This window comes from Enterobacter sp. 6722112 (assembly GCF_058661685.1).
Genome location: NZ_JBZWGR010000007.1, coordinates 4,459,216 through 4,484,874, shown reverse-complemented (window position 1 = coordinate 4,484,874; position 25,659 = coordinate 4,459,216). Strand labels below are relative to the sequence as shown.

32 protein-coding genes are annotated in these 25,659 nt (G+C 53.4%); 19 read left to right on the top strand and 13 right to left on the bottom strand.

The genetic code is table 11. The annotated features are described in order from the left end of the window. The first annotated feature begins 3 nt into the window (after positions 1 to 3). The 4 genes from AC4OVU_RS22940 to AC4OVU_RS22925 all read left to right on the top strand — a co-directional run bounded on the left by AC4OVU_RS22940 (position 4) and on the right by AC4OVU_RS22925 (position 1,754). Positions 4 to 225 carry a DUF987 family protein gene (locus AC4OVU_RS22940; RefSeq protein ID WP_057696015.1) on the top strand — a complete coding sequence of 74 codons (222 nt, stop codon included), beginning with the start codon at positions 4 to 6 and terminating at the stop codon, positions 223 to 225. A gap of 31 nt (positions 226 to 256) precedes the next feature. After that, the gene (locus tag AC4OVU_RS22935) at positions 257 to 613 is read left to right on the top strand and encodes a type IV toxin-antitoxin system YeeU family antitoxin (RefSeq protein ID WP_044599779.1); all 357 of its coding nucleotides are present in this window, start codon (positions 257 to 259) and stop codon (positions 611 to 613) included. 41 nt (positions 614 to 654) lie between these two features. Then, positions 655 to 975 carry a TA system toxin CbtA family protein gene (locus AC4OVU_RS22930; protein ID WP_071605960.1) on the top strand — a complete coding sequence of 107 codons (321 nt, stop codon included), beginning with the start codon at positions 655 to 657 and terminating at the stop codon, positions 973 to 975. Between the two features lie 197 nt (positions 976 to 1,172). Continuing rightward, a complete protein-coding gene (locus tag AC4OVU_RS22925; protein WP_284965383.1) occupies positions 1,173 to 1,754 on the top strand; it encodes a DUF6680 family protein in 582 nt (193 codons plus the stop codon). Between the two features lies 1 nt (position 1,755). Here the strand turns inward: AC4OVU_RS22925 and AC4OVU_RS22920 are convergent, their stop codons facing one another. Next, positions 1,756 to 1,947, bottom strand: coding sequence for a toxin-antitoxin system HicB family antitoxin (locus AC4OVU_RS22920; RefSeq protein WP_032620729.1), 192 nt, complete (start codon positions 1,945 to 1,947; stop codon positions 1,756 to 1,758). A gap of 136 nt (positions 1,948 to 2,083) precedes the next feature. On the opposite strand from AC4OVU_RS22920, the gene AC4OVU_RS22915 reads away from it, so the two are divergent. The 5 genes from AC4OVU_RS22915 to AC4OVU_RS22895 all read left to right on the top strand — a co-directional run bounded on the left by AC4OVU_RS22915 (position 2,084) and on the right by AC4OVU_RS22895 (position 5,220). After that, a complete protein-coding gene (locus AC4OVU_RS22915) occupies positions 2,084 to 2,425 on the top strand; it encodes a SymE family type I addiction module toxin (RefSeq protein WP_006812446.1) in 342 nt (113 codons plus the stop codon). A gap of 58 nt (positions 2,426 to 2,483) precedes the next feature. Continuing rightward, entirely contained in the window at positions 2,484 to 3,512 is a 1,029-nt protein-coding gene (locus AC4OVU_RS22910) for a virulence RhuM family protein (protein ID WP_146215457.1), read from the top strand. 263 nt (positions 3,513 to 3,775) lie between these two features. Continuing rightward, entirely contained in the window at positions 3,776 to 4,261 is a 486-nt protein-coding gene (gene tssD / locus AC4OVU_RS22905) for a type VI secretion system tube protein TssD (RefSeq protein WP_017383637.1), read from the top strand. Positions 4,262 to 4,270: 9 nt separating this feature from the next. Next, positions 4,271 to 4,636, top strand: a complete 366-nt coding sequence (locus tag AC4OVU_RS22900) for a tlde1 domain-containing protein (protein WP_072051083.1) — start codon at positions 4,271 to 4,273, stop codon at positions 4,634 to 4,636. Next, positions 4,633 to 5,220: a hypothetical protein gene (locus AC4OVU_RS22895; protein WP_223826496.1), complete on the top strand. Its 588-nt coding sequence runs from the start codon at positions 4,633 to 4,635 to the stop codon at positions 5,218 to 5,220. The genes AC4OVU_RS22900 and AC4OVU_RS22895 overlap by 4 nt, the downstream gene beginning before the upstream one ends. A gap of 32 nt (positions 5,221 to 5,252) precedes the next feature. Here the strand turns inward: AC4OVU_RS22895 and AC4OVU_RS22890 are convergent, their stop codons facing one another. The 4 genes from AC4OVU_RS22890 to AC4OVU_RS22875 form a co-directional block, all read right to left on the bottom strand. Beyond that, positions 5,253 to 5,696 (bottom strand): GNAT family N-acetyltransferase, encoded by a 444-nt coding sequence (locus AC4OVU_RS22890; protein WP_017383639.1) that lies wholly within the window; start codon positions 5,694 to 5,696, stop codon positions 5,253 to 5,255. A 48-nt stretch (positions 5,697 to 5,744) separates the two neighbouring features. Next, positions 5,745 to 6,626 carry a GlxA family transcriptional regulator gene (locus AC4OVU_RS22885; RefSeq protein ID WP_017383640.1) on the bottom strand — a complete coding sequence of 294 codons (882 nt, stop codon included), beginning with the start codon at positions 6,624 to 6,626 and terminating at the stop codon, positions 5,745 to 5,747. A gap of 242 nt (positions 6,627 to 6,868) precedes the next feature. After that, positions 6,869 to 7,348 carry a YqeJ family protein gene (locus AC4OVU_RS22880; protein ID WP_017693981.1) on the bottom strand — a complete coding sequence of 160 codons (480 nt, stop codon included), beginning with the start codon at positions 7,346 to 7,348 and terminating at the stop codon, positions 6,869 to 6,871. A gap of 1 nt (position 7,349) precedes the next feature. Beyond that, positions 7,350 to 8,138: a winged helix-turn-helix domain-containing protein gene (locus AC4OVU_RS22875; RefSeq protein ID WP_017693982.1), complete on the bottom strand. Its 789-nt coding sequence runs from the start codon at positions 8,136 to 8,138 to the stop codon at positions 7,350 to 7,352. An 834-nt stretch (positions 8,139 to 8,972) separates the two neighbouring features. Here AC4OVU_RS22875 and AC4OVU_RS22870 point away from each other — a divergent pair. Genes AC4OVU_RS22870 through AC4OVU_RS22845 form a run of 6 tightly spaced genes read left to right on the top strand, consistent with a single transcriptional unit; the run spans position 8,973 to position 15,008 of the window. Beyond that, positions 8,973 to 9,575: a helix-turn-helix domain-containing protein gene (locus AC4OVU_RS22870; protein WP_015570068.1), complete on the top strand. Its 603-nt coding sequence runs from the start codon at positions 8,973 to 8,975 to the stop codon at positions 9,573 to 9,575. Positions 9,576 to 9,627: 52 nt separating this feature from the next. Further along, positions 9,628 to 10,212, top strand: a complete 585-nt coding sequence (locus AC4OVU_RS22865) for a fimbrial protein (protein ID WP_032668879.1) — start codon at positions 9,628 to 9,630, stop codon at positions 10,210 to 10,212. A 53-nt stretch (positions 10,213 to 10,265) separates the two neighbouring features. Continuing rightward, a complete protein-coding gene (locus AC4OVU_RS22860) occupies positions 10,266 to 10,943 on the top strand; it encodes a fimbrial biogenesis chaperone (RefSeq protein WP_017693983.1) in 678 nt (225 codons plus the stop codon). 23 nt (positions 10,944 to 10,966) lie between these two features. Continuing rightward, complete coding sequence (locus AC4OVU_RS22855) at positions 10,967 to 13,492, top strand: fimbria/pilus outer membrane usher protein (RefSeq protein ID WP_110292770.1); 2,526 nt, start codon at positions 10,967 to 10,969, stop codon at positions 13,490 to 13,492. Further along, positions 13,483 to 14,001, top strand: coding sequence for a fimbrial protein (locus tag AC4OVU_RS22850; RefSeq protein WP_110292771.1), 519 nt, complete (start codon positions 13,483 to 13,485; stop codon positions 13,999 to 14,001). The genes AC4OVU_RS22855 and AC4OVU_RS22850 overlap by 10 nt, the downstream gene beginning before the upstream one ends. Then, positions 14,001 to 15,008 (top strand): fimbrial protein, encoded by a 1,008-nt coding sequence (locus AC4OVU_RS22845; protein ID WP_017383645.1) that lies wholly within the window; start codon positions 14,001 to 14,003, stop codon positions 15,006 to 15,008. The genes AC4OVU_RS22850 and AC4OVU_RS22845 overlap by 1 nt, the downstream gene beginning before the upstream one ends. A 1-nt stretch (position 15,009) precedes the next feature. Here the strand turns inward: AC4OVU_RS22845 and AC4OVU_RS22840 are convergent, their stop codons facing one another. Beyond that, positions 15,010 to 15,534 carry a lipocalin family protein gene (locus AC4OVU_RS22840; RefSeq protein WP_110292776.1) on the bottom strand — a complete coding sequence of 175 codons (525 nt, stop codon included), beginning with the start codon at positions 15,532 to 15,534 and terminating at the stop codon, positions 15,010 to 15,012. Between the two features lie 117 nt (positions 15,535 to 15,651). Here AC4OVU_RS22840 and AC4OVU_RS22835 point away from each other — a divergent pair, with 117 nt between their 5' ends. From AC4OVU_RS22835 to AC4OVU_RS22820, 4 genes are all read left to right on the top strand, one after another. Further along, a complete protein-coding gene (locus AC4OVU_RS22835; RefSeq protein WP_032103799.1) occupies positions 15,652 to 16,377 on the top strand; it encodes a MerR family transcriptional regulator in 726 nt (241 codons plus the stop codon). A gap of 99 nt (positions 16,378 to 16,476) precedes the next feature. Beyond that, the gene (gene uraH, locus AC4OVU_RS22830) at positions 16,477 to 16,887 is read left to right on the top strand and encodes a hydroxyisourate hydrolase (RefSeq protein WP_491928792.1); all 411 of its coding nucleotides are present in this window, start codon (positions 16,477 to 16,479) and stop codon (positions 16,885 to 16,887) included. A gap of 102 nt (positions 16,888 to 16,989) precedes the next feature. Beyond that, positions 16,990 to 17,949, top strand: coding sequence for a YbgA family protein (locus AC4OVU_RS22825; protein WP_015570076.1), 960 nt, complete (start codon positions 16,990 to 16,992; stop codon positions 17,947 to 17,949). Between the two features lie 146 nt (positions 17,950 to 18,095). Beyond that, on the top strand, positions 18,096 to 19,184 hold the full coding sequence (locus AC4OVU_RS22820) for an AAA family ATPase (protein ID WP_033487005.1): 1,089 nt from the start codon (positions 18,096 to 18,098) through the stop codon (positions 19,182 to 19,184). 28 nt (positions 19,185 to 19,212) lie between these two features. On the opposite strand, the gene AC4OVU_RS22815 is transcribed toward AC4OVU_RS22820, so the two are convergent. The 7 genes from AC4OVU_RS22815 to AC4OVU_RS22785 all read right to left on the bottom strand — a co-directional run bounded on the left by AC4OVU_RS22815 (position 19,213) and on the right by AC4OVU_RS22785 (position 25,631). Beyond that, entirely contained in the window at positions 19,213 to 20,166 is a 954-nt protein-coding gene (locus tag AC4OVU_RS22815; protein ID WP_017383650.1) for a GlxA family transcriptional regulator, read from the bottom strand. A 25-nt stretch (positions 20,167 to 20,191) separates the two neighbouring features. After that, a complete protein-coding gene (locus AC4OVU_RS22810) occupies positions 20,192 to 20,971 on the bottom strand; it encodes an MBL fold metallo-hydrolase (protein ID WP_110292772.1) in 780 nt (259 codons plus the stop codon). Positions 20,972 to 21,060: 89 nt separating this feature from the next. Further along, entirely contained in the window at positions 21,061 to 22,311 is a 1,251-nt protein-coding gene (locus AC4OVU_RS22805) for an HlyD family secretion protein (protein WP_017693988.1), read from the bottom strand. 6 nt (positions 22,312 to 22,317) lie between these two features. Then, complete coding sequence (locus tag AC4OVU_RS22800) at positions 22,318 to 23,067, bottom strand: hypothetical protein (protein ID WP_110292773.1); 750 nt, start codon at positions 23,065 to 23,067, stop codon at positions 22,318 to 22,320. Next, positions 23,064 to 25,160, bottom strand: coding sequence for a peptidase domain-containing ABC transporter (locus tag AC4OVU_RS22795; RefSeq protein WP_491928791.1), 2,097 nt, complete (start codon positions 25,158 to 25,160; stop codon positions 23,064 to 23,066). The genes AC4OVU_RS22800 and AC4OVU_RS22795 overlap by 4 nt, the downstream gene beginning before the upstream one ends. A gap of 67 nt (positions 25,161 to 25,227) precedes the next feature. Further along, entirely contained in the window at positions 25,228 to 25,413 is a 186-nt protein-coding gene (locus AC4OVU_RS22790; protein WP_001196016.1) for a hypothetical protein, read from the bottom strand. A 23-nt stretch (positions 25,414 to 25,436) separates the two neighbouring features. Next, positions 25,437 to 25,631 (bottom strand): hypothetical protein, encoded by a 195-nt coding sequence (locus AC4OVU_RS22785; RefSeq protein WP_013094846.1) that lies wholly within the window; start codon positions 25,629 to 25,631, stop codon positions 25,437 to 25,439. Between the last annotated feature and the right edge of the window lie 28 nt (positions 25,632 to 25,659).

Here is a 25,659-nt window from a genome sequence, read left to right as displayed (position 1 = left end):
AGAATGAAAATCATCAGTAAGCGCCAGGCGATGCATATTTATCGTCAGCATCCCGAATCCAGGCTATCTGCCTTCTGTACAGGCCACTACCAGTGGCATGGCAGTGTATGCCATTACTATGGATATGAAGTTCAGCATATCAGCGGCGTACTCGCTGTTTTTGTTGAACGTCGTCAGGACCGGGCAGGTCCGTACGCTATTCTTCGCTGCGTGACGGTGAACTAATCATCCCACTCAATCATTAAGGAGTATATTAATGCAGTCGACCACCATATCCGGCACATCGGCGAAGAACACATCCTGCCTTCAGTGGGGATTAAAACGTAATATCACGCCGTGCTTCGGCGCTCGTCTGGTACAGAAAGGCAAGCGCCTATACTTTTTGGCTGACCGGGCAGGATTTAATGGCTCATTCAGTGACGCAGAAGCATTGAGTCTGGACCAAGCGTTTCCACTAATGGTGAAACAGCTTGAGCGGATGCTGACAACTGGCGAGCTTGATCCTCACAACCAGCACTGCGTCACACTGCATCACAATGGACTTACTTGTGAAGCTGACACTCTCGGCTCTTATGGCTACGTTTATATCGCCATTTATCCCCATCAGCTATAACCAGTTAACACCTTCCTCTACTTTTATCAGGGAATCAACTCATGCATATTTCGACTGTACCGAAAACAGTGACGGTTTCGTCACGCCTGTCTCCTGTCCAAGTTTGGCAAAAACTATTAACGTATATTTTAGAGCATCATTACGGCCTCACGATCAACGACACACCGTTCAGTAACGATACGACGATTCAGGAACATATAGAGGCGGGAGTGAATCTTACTGATGCTGTTAATTTCCTTGTGGAACGATTCGAGCTTGTGCGCATTGACCAGAAGAGTTTCTCCTGGCAGGATCAAGAACCCTGGATAACATCTTTGGATGTTCATCGGGCACAGTCCAACCTTGGCTTGAAACGCCCATAAATCAGCCAACTGATCCTTAAGGAAAAACATGTGGGGGCATAATCGGGGGCATATCAGTAAAACGCATAGTAAAATAATCAATAAATTCAACATGATTAACCACCAAATGCGACTCCTGTGATCCCGTTTCCTCACATTATATCACGTACCTTCATTTCCATTTGTATTGTCATTACCGTCAAAATTAAGGAAACGAAATGAACTGGGCACTAGCTATTGCTACCATTTTTGCTACGCTAATAAGTCCCTTACTCGCTGTAAGAGTTCAGAAGATCATAGAAAAAAGCTCAGAAAAAAGAAATATTAAAATAAATATATTTACAGAACTAATGGCTACAAGATCTGCAGAAGCTCGCCTTTCTAATGAGCACGTTAGAGCACTTAACATGATCGATTTAGCATTCTATGGTGATATAAAAAGAAGTATAAACAAGAGAACAAAATCTGAGAAAAAAGTTCTTGATGCATGGAAAGAATATTTCACCCACCTATGTACACATTGCCCCGAAAATGAAAGTGGCAGTGCTATATGGAATCAGAATAGCGATAGACTGTTTGTAAGTTTACTTTCTGTAATGGCTGAAGATATAGGTTACGAGTTTGATCGAGTTCATTTGCAGAATGCTATTTATAGACCAATTGCGCACGGACAAATGAACCTAGATAACCAAAAAATTCGTAAAGGACTGGCTTCAATCTTCTCAGGTGAAAGTGCCTTGAAAATGGATGTGGCTTCGTTTCCTGATGCCCCTGATATTCATAAGTCGCAAGAAAACTAAACTACATTTTTGGCTCAATACCCAGTTTCCGTAGTTCTGTTCTTCCTAAGGTCTTGAGCCAATTCCCCAAACTCATCCCTTCAGCCTTCGCCGCAGCCTCAAACTGCGCCTTCAACTCTGGCGTAATACGAATCTGAAAAGTCGGTGCTTTTCCGGAAGTTGACTTATTAGGATCGCGTTTAGCCGTTGACATGTACGTACCTACGAGAGCAAAATACCATCATTCAGGTACGTACCTTAACACACGATAACCTGAGATTGAAACGCCCTCGCCAGGTACTCGCAATACCGGACGAGAGCTAACCTCACCAACTATCAAGGAGTTGATTATGGCTGATTCGCATTCTACCCCAGACACTGACCAATCCGGAACCGAGCGTTCATTAATTGTGGGATACCGCCCGAATGTTTACGACAAATCTACACCAAAAATCATCCTTTCCGGTAAGTGGTTGCGCGCAGCGGGGTTTGATACCGGACAGCAGGTCACGGTAAAGGTCATGAAAGGATGCATCGTTCTGGTGGCGTATAACGAGCAGGAGCAGCGTTTGCAAGATGATTATAAACGGACGAAAGCAAAGCTTATTGAGATAGAGGACGCGCTTGCAGCGATCCAAATTCCGCATGCTGGAAAGCGACTCGCAAAATCAAATACAAACCACCTGGCTTAGCGGCTGTTTCTGGCATACTACGAGCTTACAGGCATCAACCTTATGAAGCGGAGGCAGCATGACATATGAGGAATTAATAAATTCTCCAGCCGGTGAGTTCGTCATGTTTGCCAGCAAGGATGGAAAAGTTCGCATTGAATGCCGCTTCGAAAGCGATACGTTGTGGCTCTCACAGGCCACGATCTGTGAGTTATACGGCAAAGCCAAAGCTACGATCAGCGGGCATATCAAGAATATTTTTGATGAGGGTGAACTGGTCGAAAATTCAGTTGTTCGGTTTTACCGAACAACTGCCAGCGATGGTAAAGTATATAACGTTCAATACTTTAGCCTGCCCGTCATTCTCGCCATCGGCTATCGCGTCCGATCCACGCGAGGTACGCAGTTCCGCCAGTGGGCCACCCAAACGCTCCAGGAATACCTGGTTAAAGGCTTCGTTATGGACGACGAGCGCCTGAAAAATCCGCCTGTGGGATCTTCCGCCGTCCCTGACTATTTCGATGAAATGCTGGAACGCATTCGCGATATACGGGCCAGCGAACGCCGGGTCTATCTTCGCGTGAGGGAGATTTTCGCATTAGCTGCTGACTATCAGCCGTCGCTCAAAGAAACCACGCAATTCTTTCAGACCATCCAGAATAAACTGCATTTTGCCTGCACTGGGCACACCGCTGCTGAGTTGATTCACCAACGTGCGGACGCCACTCAACCGCATATGGAGCTGACCAGCTATAAAGGCGAAGAAGTCCGTAAAAGCGATGTCACCACCGCAAAAAATTATCTGTCTCAGGATGAGGTGAGCGAGCTTAATCGCGTCGTTAATATGTGGCTCGATTTTGCCGAAGATCAGGCCAAACGCCGCAAGCAGGTATTTTTACGAGACTGGCAAACCAAGCTCGATCAGTTTCTGCAATTTAATGACCGGGACGTTTTAGAAGGAGCAGGCAAAATCAGCAAGAAAACGGCTGATGAAAAGGCGTGCTCAGAATACCTCGAGTTTGAAAAAAAGCAGCGCCTGCTGAAAGAAGCCGAAGGTAAGAAAGATATCGCCAGCTTATTAAAATGGGATAAGCAGGCTAAGCGCTAATCCCGGCATAGGTTCATTATTTAATGATATTCATCATTTCAATATTTGATGCTTTTTTTAGTGACTATTATTCTTGCGATGGAAGAATAGTCATAAATCAACCTTATAAATTTTTAAACGTCAATTGATACCATCCATATCTCGCAACTACAACTTTCTATTAAACCAACCAAAATTCTTTAACATTCCTGTTTTGAAATGAAAGTCACAATTTAAATCCATTATGAAGAGTAGTTTCCCTCAGTCTATAAAAGGAGATTGAGATGGCTATACCTGTTTACTTATGGCTCGAGGATGATTCAGGCCGGAGGATTAATGGATCTGTCGATATAAAAGATCGCGAAGGTTCAATAGAAGTGATTGAATTTATGCATTCTATAGAACAACCTATAGATAAATTCTCCGGTAAAATCACTGCAAAACGCATTTGTAGTACCTATGCATTCATGAAAGAGATTGATTCATCATCCTCTTATCTATACAAAGCCTTATGCACTGGGCAAACACTTAAAAAAGCAGAGTTCATATTTTACAGAATCAACTATAACGGACTTGAAGAGGCTTACTTTAAGACAACTTTAGAAAATGCAAGAGTAGTTCAAATTGAACCACTCATGTTTGACATTAAACTACCGCGAAACGAACGCTATACACATTGTGAATATGTAGATCTAACATATGAAAAAATAACATGGCATTACATAGATGGAAACATCATTCATTCTGATACCTGGAAGGAACGCGCTTAAGGAGAAAGTATGTCCTGGGAATATGATGTAAAAGAGCACAAATTTTATCTGGATGGTGTCTACCAATTTGATGCAGATTACGCAGGTGCTAGTGGTTACAAAAACGATCCGTCACAAGAATGTGTAAAAAACAGCGGACCGCTGCCACGAGGTACCTACACTATTGGGTCCCCTCATAATTCAGCCCACACCGGGAAATATACTCTCAGCCTCACGCCCTACTCGACAAATGATATGTGTGGTAGAGACTCATTTAAAATACATGGTAAAAGCAGTTTGCACCCTGACGACTCTTCAGAGGGCTGCATCATTGCTCCTCTGAGTGCCAGAAGGAGTATCTGGAAAAGCAACGATACGGTATTGATAGTCAAATGAAGCGTTTATTTTGTTTATTGCCATTACTCGTTGCAGTCAGTTCGCACGTCTCAGCAACGGAAATGACCGGCTTCGCGACCGAGTATTACGATGAAGACGGATCACTGACGGAAATTTCTACAACAGTGCCCCTTTCACCGACCATCGCTATAAGCAAGCAAGCCGTACGAATGGAGGTTACTCACCTGTCAGATATCACCAGCACACCAGTTAACAAAGACAGCTCAGCACGCTGGGTCTGCCTTCATGACGACGATGGCACGAATTACTGGTTCATTTCTGATAACGAAATGGGTGCAGGATTGTTAACTGCGCTAGTTATTGCCAAAGATGGCATCCATAAAGAGTGTGCTAAAACAACGGAACCTGTCAGCGTCTCAGTCGCGAATGTTCCATTGTTGAATGCTACTCACAGGAATCTAATTGAAATGTTCGGCAAGAAAGGGATCGCCAAAAAGAAAGCGATACTTTTTTATCAGGAGACGCCAGTACAGAATGGATTCATCCAGAGTAATACGGTCTCGTATTACTTCGATGGCGAAAAAGTGCGTGGTGTAATCATCGGGCAAATTACCAGTAACTAGCTTGCAGACGCCCTCTGCAGAGGGAGAGGGCGTTAAGCCTGTCCACTCAACCGCATATGCAACAATGGAAACGGATTCCCCTGCCCATCCAGTTCCGAGCGCCCGACCTGCTCAAACCCCATATGACGATAAAACGCCACCCCCTGCGGATTCTGCTCATTCACGTCCACTTCATTTACGCCGAATTCTGCAATGGCATATTGCAGCAGCATTTTGCCGATACCCTTCCCCCGGCTCGCATCATCCACAAACAGCATTTCAATGCGATTTTTATCCACGCCCAAAAAGCCGTGAATAATACCCACGTCATCCCGGGCAATCACAACCCTGAGATTAGGCAAATATGCGTTGAGCAATAACGGACGCAGCGCCGCGATATCGCTTTCCTGCAAAAAGCGGTGCGTGGCGCGAACGGACGACTCCCAGACTGCGACGAGGCGTTCAAATTGTGAGGGGTGTGCGGCTTCTATTTTCATGATGATATTCCGGTTGAGTAAAGTTTCAGGGCAGCAATGTAATGATATTCAGCTCTGCGAAGTGCGCCACACGCCAGGCGTACAACCATACTCCGTCTGAAAATGACGAATAAAGTGCGCGCAGTCGCTGAACCCCATCCGCTGCGCAATATCCGTCACGCTTTGCTGTGAGTTCTTCAGCAGCCAGCAAGCATAGCGCAGTCTGGCACTGCGGATAAATTCGCGGGCCGTTTTGCCGAATTCTGCGTGGAACAGACGGTTGAGCTGGCGTTCACTCAATGCCACTTCTCGCGCAAGCCCGGCGGTGGTGAGCGGCCGGGTCAGGAACTGTTCTATCAGCATGACGGCGCGGCGCAACCGCGAGTCAGGGATAAGCGCAAAATTCGCCGGACGCGGGGTGGCAATTTCATGCGGAACGAGCGACAAACGCTGACAGGTGGTGCTGGCGATATCATCCCCGGCATGGGCGCGGATAAGCTCAGTTGCCAGCGTCAGGGTGGAAATACCGCCCGGGCAGGTCAGCACATCGCCATCGTCGATGAAATCATACCCTTGCTCAGCATAAACCAGCGGGAAAGCCTGCCGAAATGCATCAAGGTGGAAAGGATGGATGGACGCTCGTCGTTCATTCAGCAATCCTTCCTGTGCGAGGACAAAACTGCCGGTGCCAATGCCAATGAGCGGAACCCCGGCATGGTGGGCATGTGCCAGATACGCTTTATCCCCCTGATACCCTAAGTCCAGATACTGCAATTCACCGCCGATAACAGCAAGATAGTTAAAACTGTCCGGCGGCGCATGGGGAGAATCCGGTCTCATGATAATCCCCGCATTGCTGATAATCGGGATATCAGGAAATTCACTTATCAGGCTGATTTTAAATGCTAATTTATCCTGAGCTTTCGCTGCATAACGCAGCGCCTCCAGCAACCCGGAGACGGCCAGGAGTGAATAACGGGGCCATAATATCAACCCAATATGCAGACACTTTTCCGGTACTGATTTCCCCCCATCGGAGGAGTCAAATACACTTTTCATTTACTTGCCAAATTTAAAATTAATTACATTATCGCAACATGATCTGTCGCACTTTTTATTTCTAAGGTAATCCTGATATTTTAAATCAAGCATAAATGAGACGGGAGGAAAATATAATGTTTTTCTCGTTTATATCATTCTTTTTTTGAACCACGACACACATATGTCGGTAATGTTCCTAAGGTAAAGATATAGTTACCATTATGTTGTTCATTGATCCGCATATAAATACTCTTGCCCGGATAGACAAAGAATTGCGGTTCATATTTTTCCAGCCAGCTGTCGTCGACATTATCGTCCGGGAACGTCATATTTTTTTCTGACGTCAGCAAATAGAGATGATCTTGTCTCTCCACCCGAAAGGAAATTTTCCTGTCAATGGTTTTACCCGGATCGCTCTTTGCCCGGCCATTCATGCTCAGGGTGCCGAATTTCCCGTCGAAGGTGTAATTCAGCCAGACCGTCAGCGTCTCATCCGGATGGTGCTGTACCAGATTAGCCTGGCATGAAAAAGGCTGAACGTAAGTTCGGTGCCACAGGTAATAGCCCGTCAGCACGCCTGCCGTGACGAGGCCCGTCACGATGATATACAGCATCTGCCGAAAACGAGTCATGCTAGCTATCCTTCAGGAAATAATCAGATATACAGCGGTTCGGTTCTTTCATTGGCCGGTCGCAGCGAATAACCGACGCACGAGGAAGCAGAGCGTACCAGCTGATGTAAACCCAGGGATATTGCGCGCATTCAGCCTTGAATTGTTCCACATAGGTCAGCGCGGAAGCGCGTTCAGCGTGAGTCTGAATGTCGTTCGCAAGATAAACGCGACAGGCTCCGACGGATGCCGCAAAACGGTAATCCTCAACAAAACGGTTTTCTGTGGCGTTCATATATCCCGTCACGCCTGCCCCGGCCAGGACGATCAATAGCCCCATGACGAAAGCCAGCCAGCGCGTGGGCTTCCTGGCAACGGGCGTTGCTGGCTCGGAGGATGCAGAGACCTCCTCGATCGCTGGCGCCTCCACACATTGTTCCTCTGCGGGTTGAGGCGCGACAGGTGAAGACTCTCTGACGGTTATTTGCGTGTCGCTTGCCAGCGTCAACCCAATCCGCGGAATGGTAACGATAGGGTCAGTTTCAAAACCAATCTTTTTGAGCCCTTTGCGCAGGATGGAGATGTTCTGGTAATAGGTATTGGAGGAGACAAGCATGCCGCGGCTTTGCCAGACAATATCAAGGAACTCTTGCTGAGTGACAATCGACCCCGCTCTGTCGATTAATAACAACAGGCATCGGCCTGCTGGCGAATTTAACACAACCACACGGTCAGGATTGTTGATATCACGTAACGTGCTGGCCGCAGGATGAAATTCGACGATATTATTTATAATGTAATGCTTATGCATAGGGGCAGTATGAATTCTCCGGTTAACAGATGTTGAACCTGGGTCACCGCATGTATGGGATGACATTCACGTCGGGATTAATGTGACTGATTAACGTCATGCTGTATATCTTCGCCATTGGCGAAAAATCTTAATTTATATTTCATCCCTTAAGCTTCACTGAACCTGCATAAGAACTCAACCCTTGTAGAATGCGGCTTGCAGAGCCGCTTCATCCGCGATCATCCTCATTATGATGTTTTGTGAAGTGAATTTCCGCTCCACAGAAGTATCTGACTACCGGCAGCATCTCATTTATCAGGGCCTCATCTTTTGGCGCGCTCCTCGCCTCTTGACATTGACAAATATCTACATAAAAAAACATTGTACGCCACGGACATGCGTGTCTGAAATATTCAGCACCCTTAAGCCTTAAGTTTTCTCAACCTGACCAATATCAATAACTTACATGGTTTTTGTATGCTTTTAAGCCACCTTTCTATCAGTTTTTATCGATGATAACATTCGTAAATTGTTATTCCCCGTCAGCAACTTCACACCCGCACTGACACCAGACGACAAACTCCTTACAAAACATTTATCAAAGCTAAATTTTCATTAAAAATAGCGGCTATCATAATTTACAGAAAGCGAAGCGGAATAAGACCAATCAGAGGGAAGCGTCGTAACCGGTCTCGATCTTAGTAATTAATACAATTTTAGATTAATTCAGATTACCTCTTTATTGGCCGACGTATAGTAGGCCTACAGTATGCAATACGTCATTGCTTCGAGAATACTGGCGATAACCTTATAAATAATTCGCCTGATTACTATTATAAATCGAGGAATAACATGACGAACAATAGCCAAATAACACAGCATATAACTGTTGCACTGATGGGCGGCGATCATTATGCAAGAAACGGCATTAAAACGTTATTAAGCAGCATCCGCGACGACCTTCACATCATTATCATCGAAGGAGGTTATCAGGAACTGGATAAGGCGCTGTCGTCGATTCGTATCGATATCTTATTTATATCCGGCGCAGAGAAATACCATACAGGGTATGACTCACTGAAATATTTAAAAAAAATCAAAGTCACGCAGCCTGAAGTGATTATCTGCCTGTACTCAACCTCTGCCCATTCCCTGTTATGGGTCCGGGAAGATATTGATGCCTATATCTCGCTACAGAACACGGTTTATCAGTGGCGGATAAAGCTAGCAAAAATGGTCGATAGCCATTATCGGCCCCAAAAGCAGCCAGCGGCGTTATCGCTGACGCCTGGAGAAAGGAGGGTATTAAAGGAACTCAGGAACGGACTGGATATACGTTACATCGCAGAACTGGAGAAACTTTCTTATCGCCGCGTGAGCGCCTTAAAAAGCTCAGCGATAAGGAAACTCGGGCTCAGGAATAAGACAGATTTGCTGGTCTTTTTAACCAGTTAGACCTGCCGCTTTCAGAGCAAATCTCGTAATAAAAAAATCAAGGAACTATGAAATGAAAGCACGCCTTACTTGCCATTCTCTGCTGGCATTAAGCATTGCCGCCCTGCTGCCAGCGGGCGCAGCACTGGCCGCCACCACCAGCGGCGGCACGGTTAACTTCAGCGGTAAAGTGGTGACCTCCGCCTGTGCCATCAGCGCCGGTAGCGCCAATATCGACGTCGACATGGGTGAAGTGCGTACCGCCACGCTGGCTGCCGCAGGCAGTGAAGCCAGTACCGCAAAAGCCTTCTCCATCACCCTGGAAGATTGCGAAATCGCCGATACCTCGGCGTCCACGGAAGATAACCCTATTGCCGCAACGACCGTGGCTATCACCTTCACCGGTACACCGGACAGTACCGATGTGAATAGCCTGGCTGCGGGAGTAAACGGCGGCGCGGGCTCGGCGCAGCATGTCGCTATCCGTCTTTATGACGAACAGGGCAACGTCGTCAGGCTGGGTGAGCCGGCAGCAGCGATCCCCCTGCGTGCGGGGGCGAACATCCTGAACTTCAGCGCGAAATATTACTCCCCACTGGGCAACGCCACGGCGGGTGATGCCAGCGCGGTCGCCACCTACACCGTGACCTATTCGTAATCTTCAGGCCCGGTCTGCTGGCCGGGTCTGACTCAGCTTTCAGGAGACGCACTATGCGCGTAAACACATGGATTTGTCTGGCTGGCACGTTATGTTCATCCGCCGTGTACGCAGGCGGCGTGGGGTTAGGCGCAACGCGGCTGATCTACACCGGCGCGGCTACGCAGACGATGATGCAGGTAAGAAATACCCACCCTGATGCCACGTTTCTGATCCAGTCCTGGATGGAAGACGAGAAAGGGAGCCGTACCAACGACTTCGTCATCACGCCGCCGCTGTACGTCATGAAGCCCGCCAGCGAAAGCGCGGTGAAAATCATGTTCAGCGGCGACGCCCTGCCAGCCGATCGCGAGACGCTGTACTGGATGACGGTCAAAGCTATCCCACAGCAGGTTAAAAACGGTTCCGGCAATTCGCTGCAATTCGCCTCTGCCAACCGCATCAAGGTCTTTTATCGCCCGGAGCGGCTCAGGGAAGGTGCAGGGGAGGCATGGAAAAACCTTGCCGGCGCCTACCGCGCGGGCAAGGTCACGCTGACCAACCCAACGCCGTATTACCTCACCACCATTAACGTGAAAATTGATGGCAGGCCGGTGTCGCCCGTCATGGTGCCGCCGAAATCCAGCGTGACGCTGGCAGACACCTTCAGCCATGCGAGCAGCATGAGCTACCAGACGATTAACGATTATGGGGCCTGGACGCCCGTTACCCGCACGTCATTGTCCCAATAATAAAAACAGTAAGGCGTGACCACATGAAAATTAAAATCCTGTGCGCCACGGCGATCGCCCTGGTGATTCGGCAAGCCGTGGCTGCCGAAAGCGAGCTGCAATTTAATCCTGCGTTTCTCAACGGCGAGCGCGCCAACAGCGCCGATCTCGCCTGGGTCAACGCCGGGAGCGCGTTGCCGCCGGGCGAGTACAATCTTAACGTGTATATCAACACCCAGTTCGCGTTCACAGGTAACGTCACGTTTCGCGTCGCTGAAAACACCGCCGGTGAAGCCCTGCCGTGCCTTACGCCTGCGCAATTCGCCGCACTTGGCATCGACAGCCGTCAGGCTAAAGGGGGTGAGCTGCCGCCTGCGCAGCGGTGCATTTTTTTAACCCGGTCATTCGCCGATACCCGGTTTGATTTTGACCAGAGGACGCTTACCCTCAACTTCACCGTACCGCAAAGCGCGATGCGCGCTCTGCCGCGCGGGTACGTCAACCCGGAGAGCTGGGAGTCCGGCATCCCTGCCGCGTGGCTGAACTATGTGGTCAATGGCGCGAATAATGACTACCGGGGCGAGACGCGCACGCGGGAACAACAGCTGTTTGTGAGCCTCAACAGCGGCGCCAACCTGGGCGCATGGCGGCTGCGTGATTTCACCACGTGGACCAAAGAGAGTAACGAGCTCACCCACGTCCAGACCTGGCTACAGCGGGATATCCGCGCCCTGCGTGCCCAGGTTTATGCCGGTGAAACGTTCACCTCATCGCAGGTGTTTGACGCCGTTGGCCTACGTGGGGTTGCCCTGAAGACCGATGACAATATGTTGCCCGCCAGCCTGAGCGGTTACGCGCCCGAAGTGCGCGGCATCGCGCGCGGCAATGCCACGGTGACGGTTCGCCAGAACGGTAACGTCATCTATCAAACCTCCGTTCCGCCGGGGGCGTTTGTGCTGAAAGATCTCTATCCGACCTCTTCCGGCGGCGATCTCGCGGTCACCATTCAGGAGAGCGACGGTAGCCAGACGCAATACACCCTGCCCTTTGCCAGCGTGCCGAATCTGGTGCGTAACGGTCAGGTCAAATATGCTCTGGGTGCGGGGAAATACCGCCCTGCGGGCAATCAGATCACGCCCTCCTTCGCGCAGGGCGAGCTGTTCCTGGGCTGGCGATACGGCCTCACGTTTTATGGCGGGGCGCAGTTTTCCGATCGCTACAACGGCCTGGCCTTCGGTATCGGGCAGAATCTCGGCCGCTTTGGCGCCTACTCCCTCGACCTCACCCATGCCCGCAGCCAGCTGGCTGATAACCAGCACTACACCGGTGATTCGGTGCGCCTGCGGTACAGCAAGCTGCTGAACGATATCGGTACGCGAGTCAATTTCTTCTCGCTGCGTTACTCAACGGCAGGGTTTTATACCCTCAGCGATACCACTTACAAAGGCATGGCGGGCGGAGCGCCAAAACAGACCGTGGAAGACGATGGCACCGTCACCACTCACTACGACACGGTTTACAACCTGCATATGTCGCGTAAGGCAAAAAATCAGCTGCTGTTGTCGCAGCCGATGGGCGAATACGGCGCGCTGTCGCTGTCCTGGGATCAACAAACCTACTGGAATACGTCAAAAACCACGCAAAGTTTGCAGTTCGCGTGGAACGCGACGTTTCGTAACCTGTCGCTTGGCATCAGCGCCCAGCGTAGCTCTGGCCTGTACGACAACAAGAAAGACAATATCCTCGCGTTGTCCCTGTCGGTGCCGCTGGGTAACCCGGCGCTGTCGACCCGTCTCCGTTTTACCGCTACCCATGCGGATCCCGCTGGCACCACCGCCAGTACCGGTGTCAGTGGTTATCTGCCGGGGCAGGAGAATCTTTTCTATAGCGTCAACCAGCGCTACAGCGCGCAGCAGCACTACGGCGGCGATGCCGCGCTGCAATACGAGGGCGCGTGGGGAGACTATAACCTGGGCTACAGCTACGCCGGTGACTCCCGCAACCTCAGTTACGGGATGAGCGGCGGTGCGGTGCTGCATGAGGATGGTCTGACGCTGAGCCAGCCGCTCGGGAACACCAATATTCTGGTGAAAGCCCCGGGCGCCAGCCATGTCGCCGTGCTCAACCACAAGGGCATCAAAACCGACAGCCGGGGCTATGCGGTGATCCCGTACGCCACGCCGTATCGCGTTAATCAGGTTGCGCTGGATGTCACCACCGTGGGCAATGACGTGGAACTTGAGAACGCCATCGCCAATAAAATCCCCACCGACGGGGCACTGGTTCGCGCCACCCTCACCACGCGTCAGGGGGCAAAAGCGATGTTTATCGTACGTCACGCTAAAGACGTGCTCCCCTTCGGCACGCTGGTCTCGTCAGAGGATGACAAAGCCAGCGGTATCGTCGGCGACGGCGGCAGCGTGTATCTGACCGGCCTGTCAGCGGAGGGAACCTTGCATGCCGTATGGGGGCGCAACAGCGCCCAGCGCTGCACGATCCGCTATGCGTTGAACCCGCAGAATTATCACGCCCGCACCGGGCTTTATTCCCAGGAGGTCATATGTCAGTAACCACCCGGTTCCTCCCCCTGATCCTGCTGATGTTCATCACCGTTCCCGCGCGCGGCTATGACGTGCTGGTTTCCGTGACCGGCAACGTGATCGGCAATACCTGCATTGTCTCGGAAGATTCGAAGGAGCAAAACGTGCCGCTGGGCACCCTCGGCGTGAAGCAATTTAGCGAGGCGGGCGCGGTCAGCAATATCAAAACGCCCTTCACGCTCACCCTTGAAGCATGCGGCCCCACCTTTGCTGGCGTGAAAATCCGCTTCAGCGGTACGCCGGATGACGAGAACCCGCAGCTTCTGAAAGTCGCTGACGGCGGCGCGACCGGCGTGGCGGTGCAGATTCTGGATAAAGACAGCGTACTTATCCCGCTGGACACCCAAACCGCTGCTTACGGCGCGGCGGGGGATGACAGCGTAAAAATGACCTTCTATGCGCGACTGGCCGCCACGGGTGCGCCGGTCAATGCCGGAGACGTTTCGGCAGTGGCGACCTGGACGACGGAGTATCAATAATGCGTTTACTGTTTTTAGCCCTGTTTTTCATGTCCTCTCAGGCACTTGCCCTCTCCTGGACATCGGATATCACCCTTTCGCCAACGCCCATGTCGTGGTCCGGCCCGGCAGACTCCATCGTGCCTGGAAAGACGATCGGCTCTGAATGGAGCGCCTCTGCGAGCGTCTCGGAAGTGTTCTGGTGCGGCCTGGTATTTACCTGCTCCAAAGGGACGCTGGAGCCGAGCAGCAGTATAACCGCCACCGGCATCACGGTTATTCTTGATGGCGCAAATTACATGGTATTTGAAACGGGCGTGCCCGGCATCGGCTTCATTCTTGGGCTTAAAGATTATAACGGCACCACCTATGTCCCGATGCAGACGGGCATTACGCAGAGCTATCCGGCCGATGGGACTAACGGTTACGCCACCGCACTGGGCTGGTCGGCAAAAGTGACGTTTATCAAGACCGGCGTTCCGCTGAAATCCGGCGTATACCAGACCCCGACCATTAACGCGGCGATCCTGACGGCCTATAACAACGAAGTGAAAACCGCGCAGGTGATCATCAACCCCACCACCATCACGGTGACGGCAAGCGGCTGCACGGTAGGCACGAAAAGCGCCAACGTCGACCTGGGCACCATTGATATTCACACGCTGCCCAGCGTAGGCAGCACCTCGCCGTCGGGGGAGTTTAACGTCAGCCTGACCTGCGATGAGAACGTGGCGGTTAACGCAGTGATGACCGATCAGACCACACCGTCAAATACCTCGTCGGTCGTGACGCTGACCGGGGACTCCACGGCCTCCGGCATTGGCGTACAGTTTTTCTATAACGGTACCGGGCCGCTTATGATGGGGCCGGACAGCTCGTCCGCAGGTACGACGGGACAGTTTTTCATCCAGACCACCAGCTCGGCACAAACGCTGTCCCTGCCGTTCCAGGCGCAGTACATCCGAACCGGTGAACTGGTCCCCGGCTCGGCCAACGCCCTGGCAAGCATCACCTTTTCGTATCAGTAGGTTAGTGCTTCACCCACACCAGCTGATCGACCCGGAAGCCCAGCTCGCGTGCGGTGTTCAGGTAGTCCTGTTTTACCGCATCCGGAATGGTCGGGGTGCGCGATAAAATCCACAGATAGTCGCGGTTCGGGCCGCTGACCAGCGCGTACTGGTACTTATCATCCAGCTTGATCACGTTATAGCCGCCGTAGAACGGGCCGAAGAACGATACCTTCAGCGCAGCCGTGGTCGGTTTGCCGGTAAAGTACGCCTTTCCTTCGCTCTCATTCCATTTTTTCTTCACCGGATCGTAGCCGCGGTTCAGTACGCTGATACCGCCATCGCTGCGCTTGCCGTACGTCGCGGTGACCTGTTCCAGACCGCGCTCGAAGCGATTTTCCAGTCGGGCGACTTCATACCATTTGCCGAGATAGCGGCTGGCATCAAAGCCGGTAATGGGCTGCACGCCTTTCGGCGGCGTGGGAGATTTACAGGCAACCAGCGTCAGCGCAATGGCGACACCGGTAACGACAGGCCATAGCCTCATGAGAACTCCTTTCATTTACGCGGTTGGACGTTAAGTGTAGCGCACCCGTGCGGCGCTTCATCCCGTCGGGGAATATTCGTAGTATATTGAGACAACTCCTTCTCTTCGGATGCAGACATGGCTTACTCCATCGGCGAATTCGCCAGACTCAGCGGCATCACCGCCACCACGCTGCGGGCGTGGCAGCGACGCTATGGCTTGCTCAAACCCGAGCGTACGGACGGCGGTCACCGCCTGTACAGCGATGAGGACGTTCAGCAGGCGCTGAAAATCCTCGACTGGGTAAAAAAAGGCGTACCCATCGGTCAGGTAAAATCACTGCTGGAACGCCCTGCGCCGCGCCGCGCCAATAACTGGCAAACCCTGCAACAGGCCATGCTGCAAAAGTTGCAGGAGGGGAAAATTGAGTCCCTGCGTCAGATGATTTACGACGCCGGACGCGAATACCCAAGGCCAGAGCTGGTCACTAACGTGCTGCGTCCGTTGCGCAGCCAGATATCGGCCAACGTCGCCGCCGCCATGACGCTGCGTGAGATCCTCGACGGCATCCTCATCGCCTATACCTCGTTTTGCCTTGAGGGCGATAAAAAAGCGCCGGGCGATAACATCCTCATCAGCGGCTGGCATCTGAACGACCCCTGTGAGATCTGGCTTGAAGCTCTGACGCGCACCGGCCAGGGCCACCGCATCGACATACTGCCGGTTCCCCCTGCCGCGCTGGCCCCGGAAATTTTCCCGGACCGCAAATGGCTGCTGGTCACCAGCGGTAAACTTACCGCCGTGCGGAAAAAGCAGGTTGCGCAGTGGCAGCAGCAGGTTTCCCTTGAGGTGATTATCCTCTGATTATTTTCTGCTGAGGCAATCTTCACGAAAAGTTGAATATTTTTTCGCACAGCGAGTGCTAACGTTTTCCTGTCACCGACAACTCAACAGGAAAACACGATGAAAAAGACACTCCCTTTGATGATGCTGGTTACAATGGCTTTCGCGCCTGCCGCGTTCAGCGCCCCGGCAGGCACCCTGAGCGTTCACGTTCTGGACCAGCAAACCGGTATGCCGCCAGCGGATGTGGCCGTCACGCTGGAGAAGCAGGAGCAGGACAAGTGGACCCCGATTGCCAGCGGTAAAACCGACCACGACGGGCGCATCAAATCGCTCTATCCGCAGGATCAGGATATGGCGCCTGGCGTGTATAAAGTGACCTTCAAAACCGCCGATTACTTCCACGGTAAAAAGCTGGACTCCTTCTTCCCGGAAGTGCCGGTGCTGTTCACCGTCACCCGCACCAATGAAAAACTGCACATCCCGCTTCTGCTCAGCCAGTACGGTTACTCAACCTACAAGGGCAGCTGATTGCTCTTGATTTTAAAGACGATTTAAAAATAATCCCGCCAATACTTGGACAAATACGCATTGTTGTGTAACTTTTAGGTATGAGATCGGGAGGTGCACACCATGACAACAAAACCTGTGCTGGGTATTAGCGGATGTTTGACCGGTTCCGCCGTTCGCTTTGACGGCGGGCATAAGCGTATGGGCTTTGTGATGGATGAGCTGGCGCAGTGGGTCGCTTTCCGTCCGGTATGCCCTGAAATGGCTATCGGCCTGCCCACGCCTCGTCCGGCGCTGCGTCTGGTGATGACCACCGGCGGCGAGACAGAAATGCGGTTCAGCAAAGCGCCGCACGATGACGTCACGCAGAAGATGGCCGCATTTACGGCGGATTATCTGCCGAAAATCGGCGATCTGGCGGGTTTTATCGTCTGTGCAAAATCGCCCAGCTGCGGCATGGAGCGCGTGCGGCTGTACGACGAAAACGGCAACCGGGGCCGCAAGGAGGGTGTCGGGCTGTTCACCGCCGCCCTCCTTGAAACTTTCCCCTGGCTGCCCGTCGAAGAAGACGGTCGCCTGCACGATCCGGTACTACGGGAAAACTTTGTTGAGCGCGTTTTCGCTCTCCACGAACTGAACGTAATGCGTAAAAATGGCCTGACGCGCCGTGCCCTGCTGGACTTTCACAGCCGCTATAAGCTTCAGCTTCTGGCGCACCATCAGGCAGGCTACCGTGAAATTGGTCCGTTCGTGGCATCACTGCACGAGTGGGACGATCTGGACGCGTTTTTCGTGACCTATCGCGACAAGCTGATGACGATCCTGAAAAAACCCGCTTCGCGGAAGAATCACACTAACGTGCTGATGCACATTCAGGGCTATTTCCGTAACCAGCTGAACAGCCGCCAGCGTGGAGAACTGCGGGATGTGATCCTGCATTACCGGGACGGGCTGCTGCCGATCCTCGCGCCGCTGACGCTGCTGAAGCATTATCTGGCTGAATACCCTGACCGGTATCTGATGACGCAAAACTACTTTGATCCCTATCCTGATGATTTGGGTCTGCGTCTGGCCGTTACCTGATAAGAAAGAAGCGAAGGCCCTGTTGACCCACAGAGGCCCAAAGCAGTACCCCGTTTAGACGACACCCTCACTGTCGTCTTTTTTTTGCGCTCAGCGTAGAATACTGTAATTCTGTACAGGTTAAGCGTGCGCAGCGGAGTACCCCGATGATCAAAAATTTGCATATTCAGAACTACCGCTCAATTCGCGATATGTCGCTTGAGCTGGAACAGCTCAATATCGTGTTCGGCCCCAACGGCACCGGAAAATCCAATATTTATAAAGCGATTTACCTGATGCACAGCGCGGCGCAGGGGCAATTCTCCCAGGCGCTGGCGAACGAGGGGGGAATTTTGAAAGTGTTCTGGGCGGGCAAAACCCGCAGCGACCAGCTACGACGCATGAACCTGGCGGTGGAAACGGAAACCTATGAATATGAGCTTCAGGTCGGGTTCGTGGAAAAGCTGCCCTACCCCTCACAGTTTCAGCTCGATCCGGTGATCAAAGAGGAATCTATCTGGCTCGGCGGACAGCACCGTCGCCCGTCGTCACAGCTGATGAAGCGTAAGAATCAGGCGGTATTCCTGAACAACGTGCATCACGAAAAAGTGACCCACAGCGGTACGCTGTATGAGAACGAGTCGGTGTTCGGTCAGCTCGGTGAACCGCACCTCTACCCCGAAGTGTCGCAGATGCGCGAGTCCCTGCGTAACTGGCGATTTTATCACGAGTTTTCCGTCTCATCCGGCTCGGCGATCCGTGCCCCGCAGGTGGGCTTTCGTTCCCCGGTGCTGGCCAGCGACGGCGCGAACCTGGCCGCCGCGTTTCAGACCATTGTCGAAATTGGCGACGAGCTGCTGCTGATGCGCATTCTCGACCAGGCCTTCCCCGGCTGCGTGTTTTACAGCGACAACACCGGCGGGCGCTTCCGCATGATGATGCAGCGCGAGGGGCTGAGCAGACCGCTGGAACCGGCAGAGTTCTCCGACGGCACGCTGCGTTTTTTGTGCCTGGCGGTGGCGCTGTTAAGCCCGCGCCCTCCCGCATTCATCGCCCTCAACGAACCGGAAAACAGCCTGCATCCGCAGATGCTGCCCGCTCTGGCAAGCCTCATTGCCGAGGCCAGCCGCTACTCGCAGATCTGGCTCACCAGCCACTCGCCGGAGCTGGCGCAGTTGATTGAGAAGCACCGATCGTTTTCGCTGTATCAGCTGTCGATGGCGGAGGGGGAGACGAGGATGGAGAGGCTGGGGTAATTGCCAGGTGGCGCTACGCTTACCTGGCCTACTGGCGAGTACGAAACGTCTTGCGCCACTCCGCCGGGCTGACGCCAAAGCGCGCCTTAAATTGCTGCCGATACGTCACCGCTGATAAAAACCCCACCTGCCCGGCGACATTTTCGATTGGCAGGTTGCCGGACTCCAGCAGGATCTGGCTGCGCCGCAGGCGCTCGGCGGTAAGCCAGTCGGCAACGCTCATGCCCGTCGCTTTGATAAAATGGCGGGTCAGCGTGCGCCGGCTCATCGACACCACTTCCGCAAGAGAGTCCAGGTTATGCGGTTCGGAAATATGCTGCTGAAGGTAGTCAATCAGACAGTTAATCCGCCCATCACGGGTATCTTTCGGCACAGGTTGCGCAATAAACTGCGCCTGCCCGCCCTCTCGGTGCGGCGGGACGATCATCCGGCGGGCAATCTGATTGGCGACGACGCTGCCAAAGCGCTGGCGGATGATGTACAAACAGCAGTCGAGCGCGGCGGCGGTACCCGCCGAGGTAATCATATTGCCGTCATCCACGTAGAGGGCGTTGATATCCAGTCGGACGTCCGGAAATAGCGACTGGAACTGGCGTTCAAACTCCCAGTGAGTGGCGGCCCGTTTGCCGCTGAGTATGCCCGCATAGCCCAGCACAAACGATCCCAGACACAGCCCAACAATTTCCGCCCCGTTGTCTCTGGCCTGAACCAGGCTGTCGAGCAGCGTCTGAGGCGGGCGCTCCAGAACGTGCTGCCAGTAGGGTACAACCACAATTTCAGCCGATGCGATCGCGGAAAAATCCTGCGTCGCATGCAGGGCAAAACCGTCTTTCGAGTTCAGGAATCCCGGTTTTTCAGCGCAGATCGTGACGTTAAAGCGCTTTTCCCCGGATACCGTGTCGCCAAACAGGATGCATGGGACGGAGTAGTGGAACGGGCTAAACCCGTCCACCGCGACAATGGCAACGTTAATAAGCGGCATCTGTCTCTCCTGTCCCCTTTAACAGTCAGAATATAACGGTTTCGCCGTCCTGGGGAATGCTCACCGCGTCACCTGCCTCGTTGGCATCAACATACTCGCGCAGCGCGCGGCGGGTCAGCAGGCAGTGGTTGAGAGCTTCCATATGGGTCGCGACAAGCTGCGCCTGTGGCAGCTGGAAGTGGACGTTCAGCACATCTTGCTCGCCCATGATAATTGGCCCGAAGCCAATCACATGCGCATAACCGGCATTAAGCACCACCACATCCGGCTGGTGTTTTTGCAGGTCGGCGGCCACCTCTTCACGCCAGATCGTATCCCCGGCGATATAGAGCGTCTTCTCATCCGGGTGGCTGAAGACCACGCCGCAGGCTTCGCCTAGCCGTTCTGCCAGTTCCGGCACCGCGTAGGCGCGGTCAGTACCGTGCTGGCCGCCGTGGGTTTTCACTATCCGGATATCGCCGTACGTTGTTTCCCCGGTCATGATCGTCAGGTTGGTAAATCCCTGGCTGCGCAGCAGCGCGGCATCGCTATCATTTTGCACGTAGATCGGCTTGCCTTTGGCGATCAGCTCAACGGCGTGCTGATCCCAGTGATCGGCATGGGTATGGGTGACGATCACCGCGTCAGCATCCAGAAGCGTTTGAACGTCAACGGGAAGCTCGACCATCGGGTTGCGAATATCAGCCCGCGCCGTGCCGGGAAAACCCGGATAAGTGCCTTTTGGCGCCAGCATTGGGTCGATTAAAAAGCGTTTTCCCGCGTAAGTGATCAGCTGGGTGGCATTGCGAATTTGCGTAATGTTCATGGGCTATCCTCCGGTTGGTATGAGAAGGAGAATAGCCCCAGGGTGCCGTTAAGAATGTGGGCTAAAGGGCGATGATCGATGAAATCGGGTCAATCGATAAACCGCTTGCGTACCCTTTCCAGCGGCGCAATCAGCAGATTGATAAGCGGCTTACGATCGATAACGATATCGGCGTTCACCGTCATTCCGCCCATCAGCATGCGCTTTTTCTTGTCCGGGTCGGTAAACCAGGAGGGGACGCGCACTTTAGCCAGGTAGTAGTTCTGCCCCTCCTGGAGCGGGATCAGCGCCGAATGGGCATCAATGTTTACCTCATAGAAATCGGACAACGTCGCTTCCACGGAACCGTATTTGTCTACGGGCCAGGAGTCGAAGCGCAGCTTGACCTTATCGCCTTTCGCCACGCGCCCCACCCCCGTTGCCGGAACATACAGGTACCCCTCCATCGTCGCCGCGGTATTTTTACGGATCACCACCACCACCTCGCTATTTTGCGTAATGGCCCGGCCAGGCGGGAAGTTAATCGCCACCACGTAACCGTCGGAAGGGGCCAGCATCGCCATGGTGGAACTTCCCCGGCTGGACAGGTTGCGGTCAATTTCGCTGATGCGGTTTTTCACATACAGCTGCTCTTCGCTCAGAGAGTCAATTTGCGACTGGGTGCTGTCGGTCAGGCTGGTTTTTCGTGCCTCAAGCTCAAGAATAGTGCTCTCCTCCAGCGTCAGGTTGAGCTGCGCATTGAGCACATCGTTGTGGCTTTTATCGAGATCCACTTTGGAGACATAGCCCTTCCCGGAGACGGATTTCCACGCCTCGTAGGTGTCGGTGCTGTTTTTTAACAACGCGCGCAGCTTCTTCACCTTATCGCGGGAAACGGCGATCTGCTTGTCAGTGAGAGCCAGCTGCTGCGCCAGATTTTTGCGATACGACGCAATCGAGTCCTCAATGGCCTGGATGCGCTGCTCGCTGCGCTTCTTCTCCGCTTCCATCTGCTGGCGGTCAAACTGCACCACCGAGCCCTGCTTGCCGCCATAGTCCTGCGACACGGTGAACAGCGGATCGTTTTCCTTCACGTACTGGCCCGGCCGTACGGCAAAATCCACAAGCGTACCGGACTCTCTGGCGCGGACTTCCACATCGCCCTGCGCCGGGATCAGCACCCCGCGTGCCAGCGTGGTTTCCGAAAAGTTAAAGACAATCGCAAAGACCAGCAGGCAGAGAAAAAAGGTGATGAACAAGGTCAGCACGGCTTTCAGCCGTGGCGCGTTGATGTGATAGCTTTTTGAGAAATGATGCGGGATCAGCGCCCGCCGCTGTCGGCTTCGGTTTTTTAATTTCACGATATGTCATCCATGATAAATCACTGAAAGATCGTCCCATGCACTCCAGAGCGTGGGGGTTTTGCGCAGCGCGTTCAGCGTGTCGGCGGCGGCCTGACGGTAATCCTCTGGCGCATACGCCTGACTCTCCAGCCCAAACTCCACCGCATGCAGCGAACAGATCGGCAGCAGCGTTCGGACGCTGTAGCCATAGCGCGATAAAAACCGCGTTGAGACATCCGTTAACCACGCCTTTTGATCCCCTGCCTGGGTGGAGAACAGCGGCGCATCCGGCAGGCGTTCGTCCATCAGCAGCACCGTCACCAGGCGGTGAGGGGCGAAAAACGAGCTGGCGCGTCGGCCTTCGTGCGCGGCCATCAGCTTATGCAGCGCAGGGTGACGGGTAATAAACTGAAAGCGCACATCGGCTGGCGCGGTGGCGAGCAGCGCATCCACGATCAGACCAAAGCCCGCCCAGCGCATTCCCAGAAGCAGGGTGCGAGATGAACTGTAAAACGCCTGCTCCTGCGTCCACTGCGCCACGTACGCGTGCAGATCGAAGCGGACGTTGCGCGCCCAAAGCGCGGGCGGGAAGATCTGCTCCACGAAGTTAAACCCGCTCAGCTCATGGGCGTTCTGATGCAGAAAATCAGCCGGGACATCGGCCTCCGGGCAGCGCATAAACTGGCTGTAGTTTTGCGTGATCCGGTTTGCCAGCAGCGTGCGCCCGGCCTGGCGCGCGCAGAGTCGCGCATAGAGACGCGGCAGAAACATCATTGCTCATTCTCCCGCAGGGTGCCGTTTTCCATGGTATAGAGACACCCCTGACAGCCCACCACGTCCGGCGAGTGGGTGACAAACACCAGGCCAATCCCCAGGCTACGCAGGTTCGCCAGCACTTTCTGCGCGGTCGTTTTATCCAGGTTCGCCGTCACTTCGTCACAGAGCAGAAGCTTAGGCTGGCTGTACAGGGCGCGCGCCAGAACCAGACGCTGCATCTCCCCGGCAGAGAAAAAGGTGTTCCCCGGCAGCATCTCCGTTTCGTAGCCGTGCGGCAGCCTGGCGACGACGTGGTCCACCTCCGCCAGCCGACACGCGGCAATGACCTGCTCTTTATCCGGTGCGCTGTCAAAGCAGGCGATGTTGTCCAGAATCGAGCCGGTGAAGAGAATATCGTCCGCATGGACGATGCGGATGTGCTGACGCAGCGAGGAAAGATCGCACTCCTCAATGGGGATCTTATTGATCCGCAGCGTGCCAGACGATGCCAGCAGCATGCCGGAGATCAGACGCAGCAGCGTGGTTTTCCCCGACCCGCTCTGGCCCACAATCACCGCTTCTTCGCCCTGCTTCAGGGTCATATTGATATGCTGTAGCGTGGCCTCCCGGCCAGGATAGGCAAATGAGACATCCTCAAATTGCAGACAGACCGGCGAGGTGACAATCCGCTTCCCAAACTGGCTGGTTTCAGAGGGGGCAAACAGCAGGTCGCCCACGCGATCCAGCGGCCCCTTGAGGGCATTTTTGTCCAGCAGCTTCTGCGCCACCTGCACCATGGCATCGGAAAAATAGCGCTTATAGCTGATATTGGCGTAAAGCATCCCGATGCTCATCTGCCCTTCCAGGATCAGCCACGCGCCAAAGCAGACCACCAGCAGCTGCTCGGCATTGATCACCAGCAGCGAAGCCACGTCAAAGCGGGCCAGCAGCCGCTCTTTACGCATCAGCCCGGCGATGTGTTCGCGCTGGGATTTATCCATCACCGCATCCCGGGCCTGCTCCATATTGTTCGCTTTGAGCGTAATGATCCCTTTCTGCGTCTCCACCAGCAGGGATTCATACTGGGCGGTGCGCTCGATGGAGTCATCCACCGCGCGTTGATAGGGGCCGATCAGCGAAAAGCGGATCAGGAAAAACACGCCCATCAGCAGCATCGTCAGCAGCGCAATTTTGACGTTATACAGCAGCATAAACAGCAGGCTGGTGACGGCGATCAGGCTGGAAAAGAGAATTTGCACGTAACCATTGCTGATGAACTCCGCGCAGGCGTGGAGCGATTTTTCAATGGCCAGCACGATGCCCGGCGGGCGCGAGCGGAACCAGCTGGTCTGGGTGCGCAGCATGTAGTGGCGCACGGACTGGCTTAAATCGTCATAGGCAATGTTACTCATCAGGATCTCAAGCAACTGCTTGAGGAATTTACCGATGACTTCAAAGATAAAGACGATAGCGAAGATCGCGGTGAGCAGGATCACCAGATCGCTGTCGCTGCGGGAAATGGCCTCATCCATAATCAGCTGCACGTAGGTGGGGCTTGCCAGCATGGTGATGAGGGTAAAAATACAGAGCACAAACAGCAGCAGCTGGCGCTGAAACAGGCTCGGGGATTTATTGGCTAACCGGCCAAGCGTGAGCTTTTCATCCGGGGATTTCTTTTCGAAGCACGGCGTGGGCTTAAGCTCAAGAACATAGCCGGAAAAGAGTTTTTCCGCCTCTTTCAGACGGTAACGACGCACGCCGCTGGCGGGGTCGTGAACGGTCACGCTGCGGCTGTCGATCTTCACGATGACCACGAAATGGTTGCCGCGCCAGAAGGCGATGAGCGGCAGCTCAGACGTTTCTATTTCAGTGATTTCGCCTTTAAGCACCCGGCCAGACATATTTTTATCGCTGGCAAGGGTCATCAATTCCGCCATTGAGGTTCCCGCATCGGCGGAAACGGAAATCTCCCGGCGCAGCTGGCTGACGGAGACATGGTGGTCGTAGTGCCCCAACACCATCGCCAGGCAGGCCAGTCCACATTCGGTAAATTCATGCTGGCGAATAACAGGGGTCTTACCCTGTTTTTTATACTGAAAGAGCGAAAACATAATGATCCGTGGCTGAAATAAAAAAATGGCCCGGCAATGCGGGCCATGCGTACAACGTGCTTCTCGCTTAGGCGCTGAAGAAACCGCCGATGAAGCCGCCCACCAGGCCGAACACGCCGCCGATGGTGCCGCCCAGCGCGCCTAACATCTGGCTGCCCGCGTTATAGCCCGCGCTTGCGCCCTGAATAGCGGCAGCAAACGGATCCCAACCACCGATGATGGCCTGTGCTTTTTTGAAATCGATAACTTGCATGAGTCTTTTCCTGTTAACGTGAATTAGTTGTAGCTACCAACCAGCGCACCCAGGAAGCCCATTGCGCCACCCAGAATTCCGCCAACCACACCGCCAACCATGCCCATGATGCTTGCGCCGGTGTCGTAACCCAGCTGTGCACCTTTAACCAGACCAGCGAACGGGTTTAACGCGCCACCGATAATGTCTTTCGCTTCTACGAATGAAATCGCTTTCATTTTTATCTCCTGTAGTGATGGATCTTTA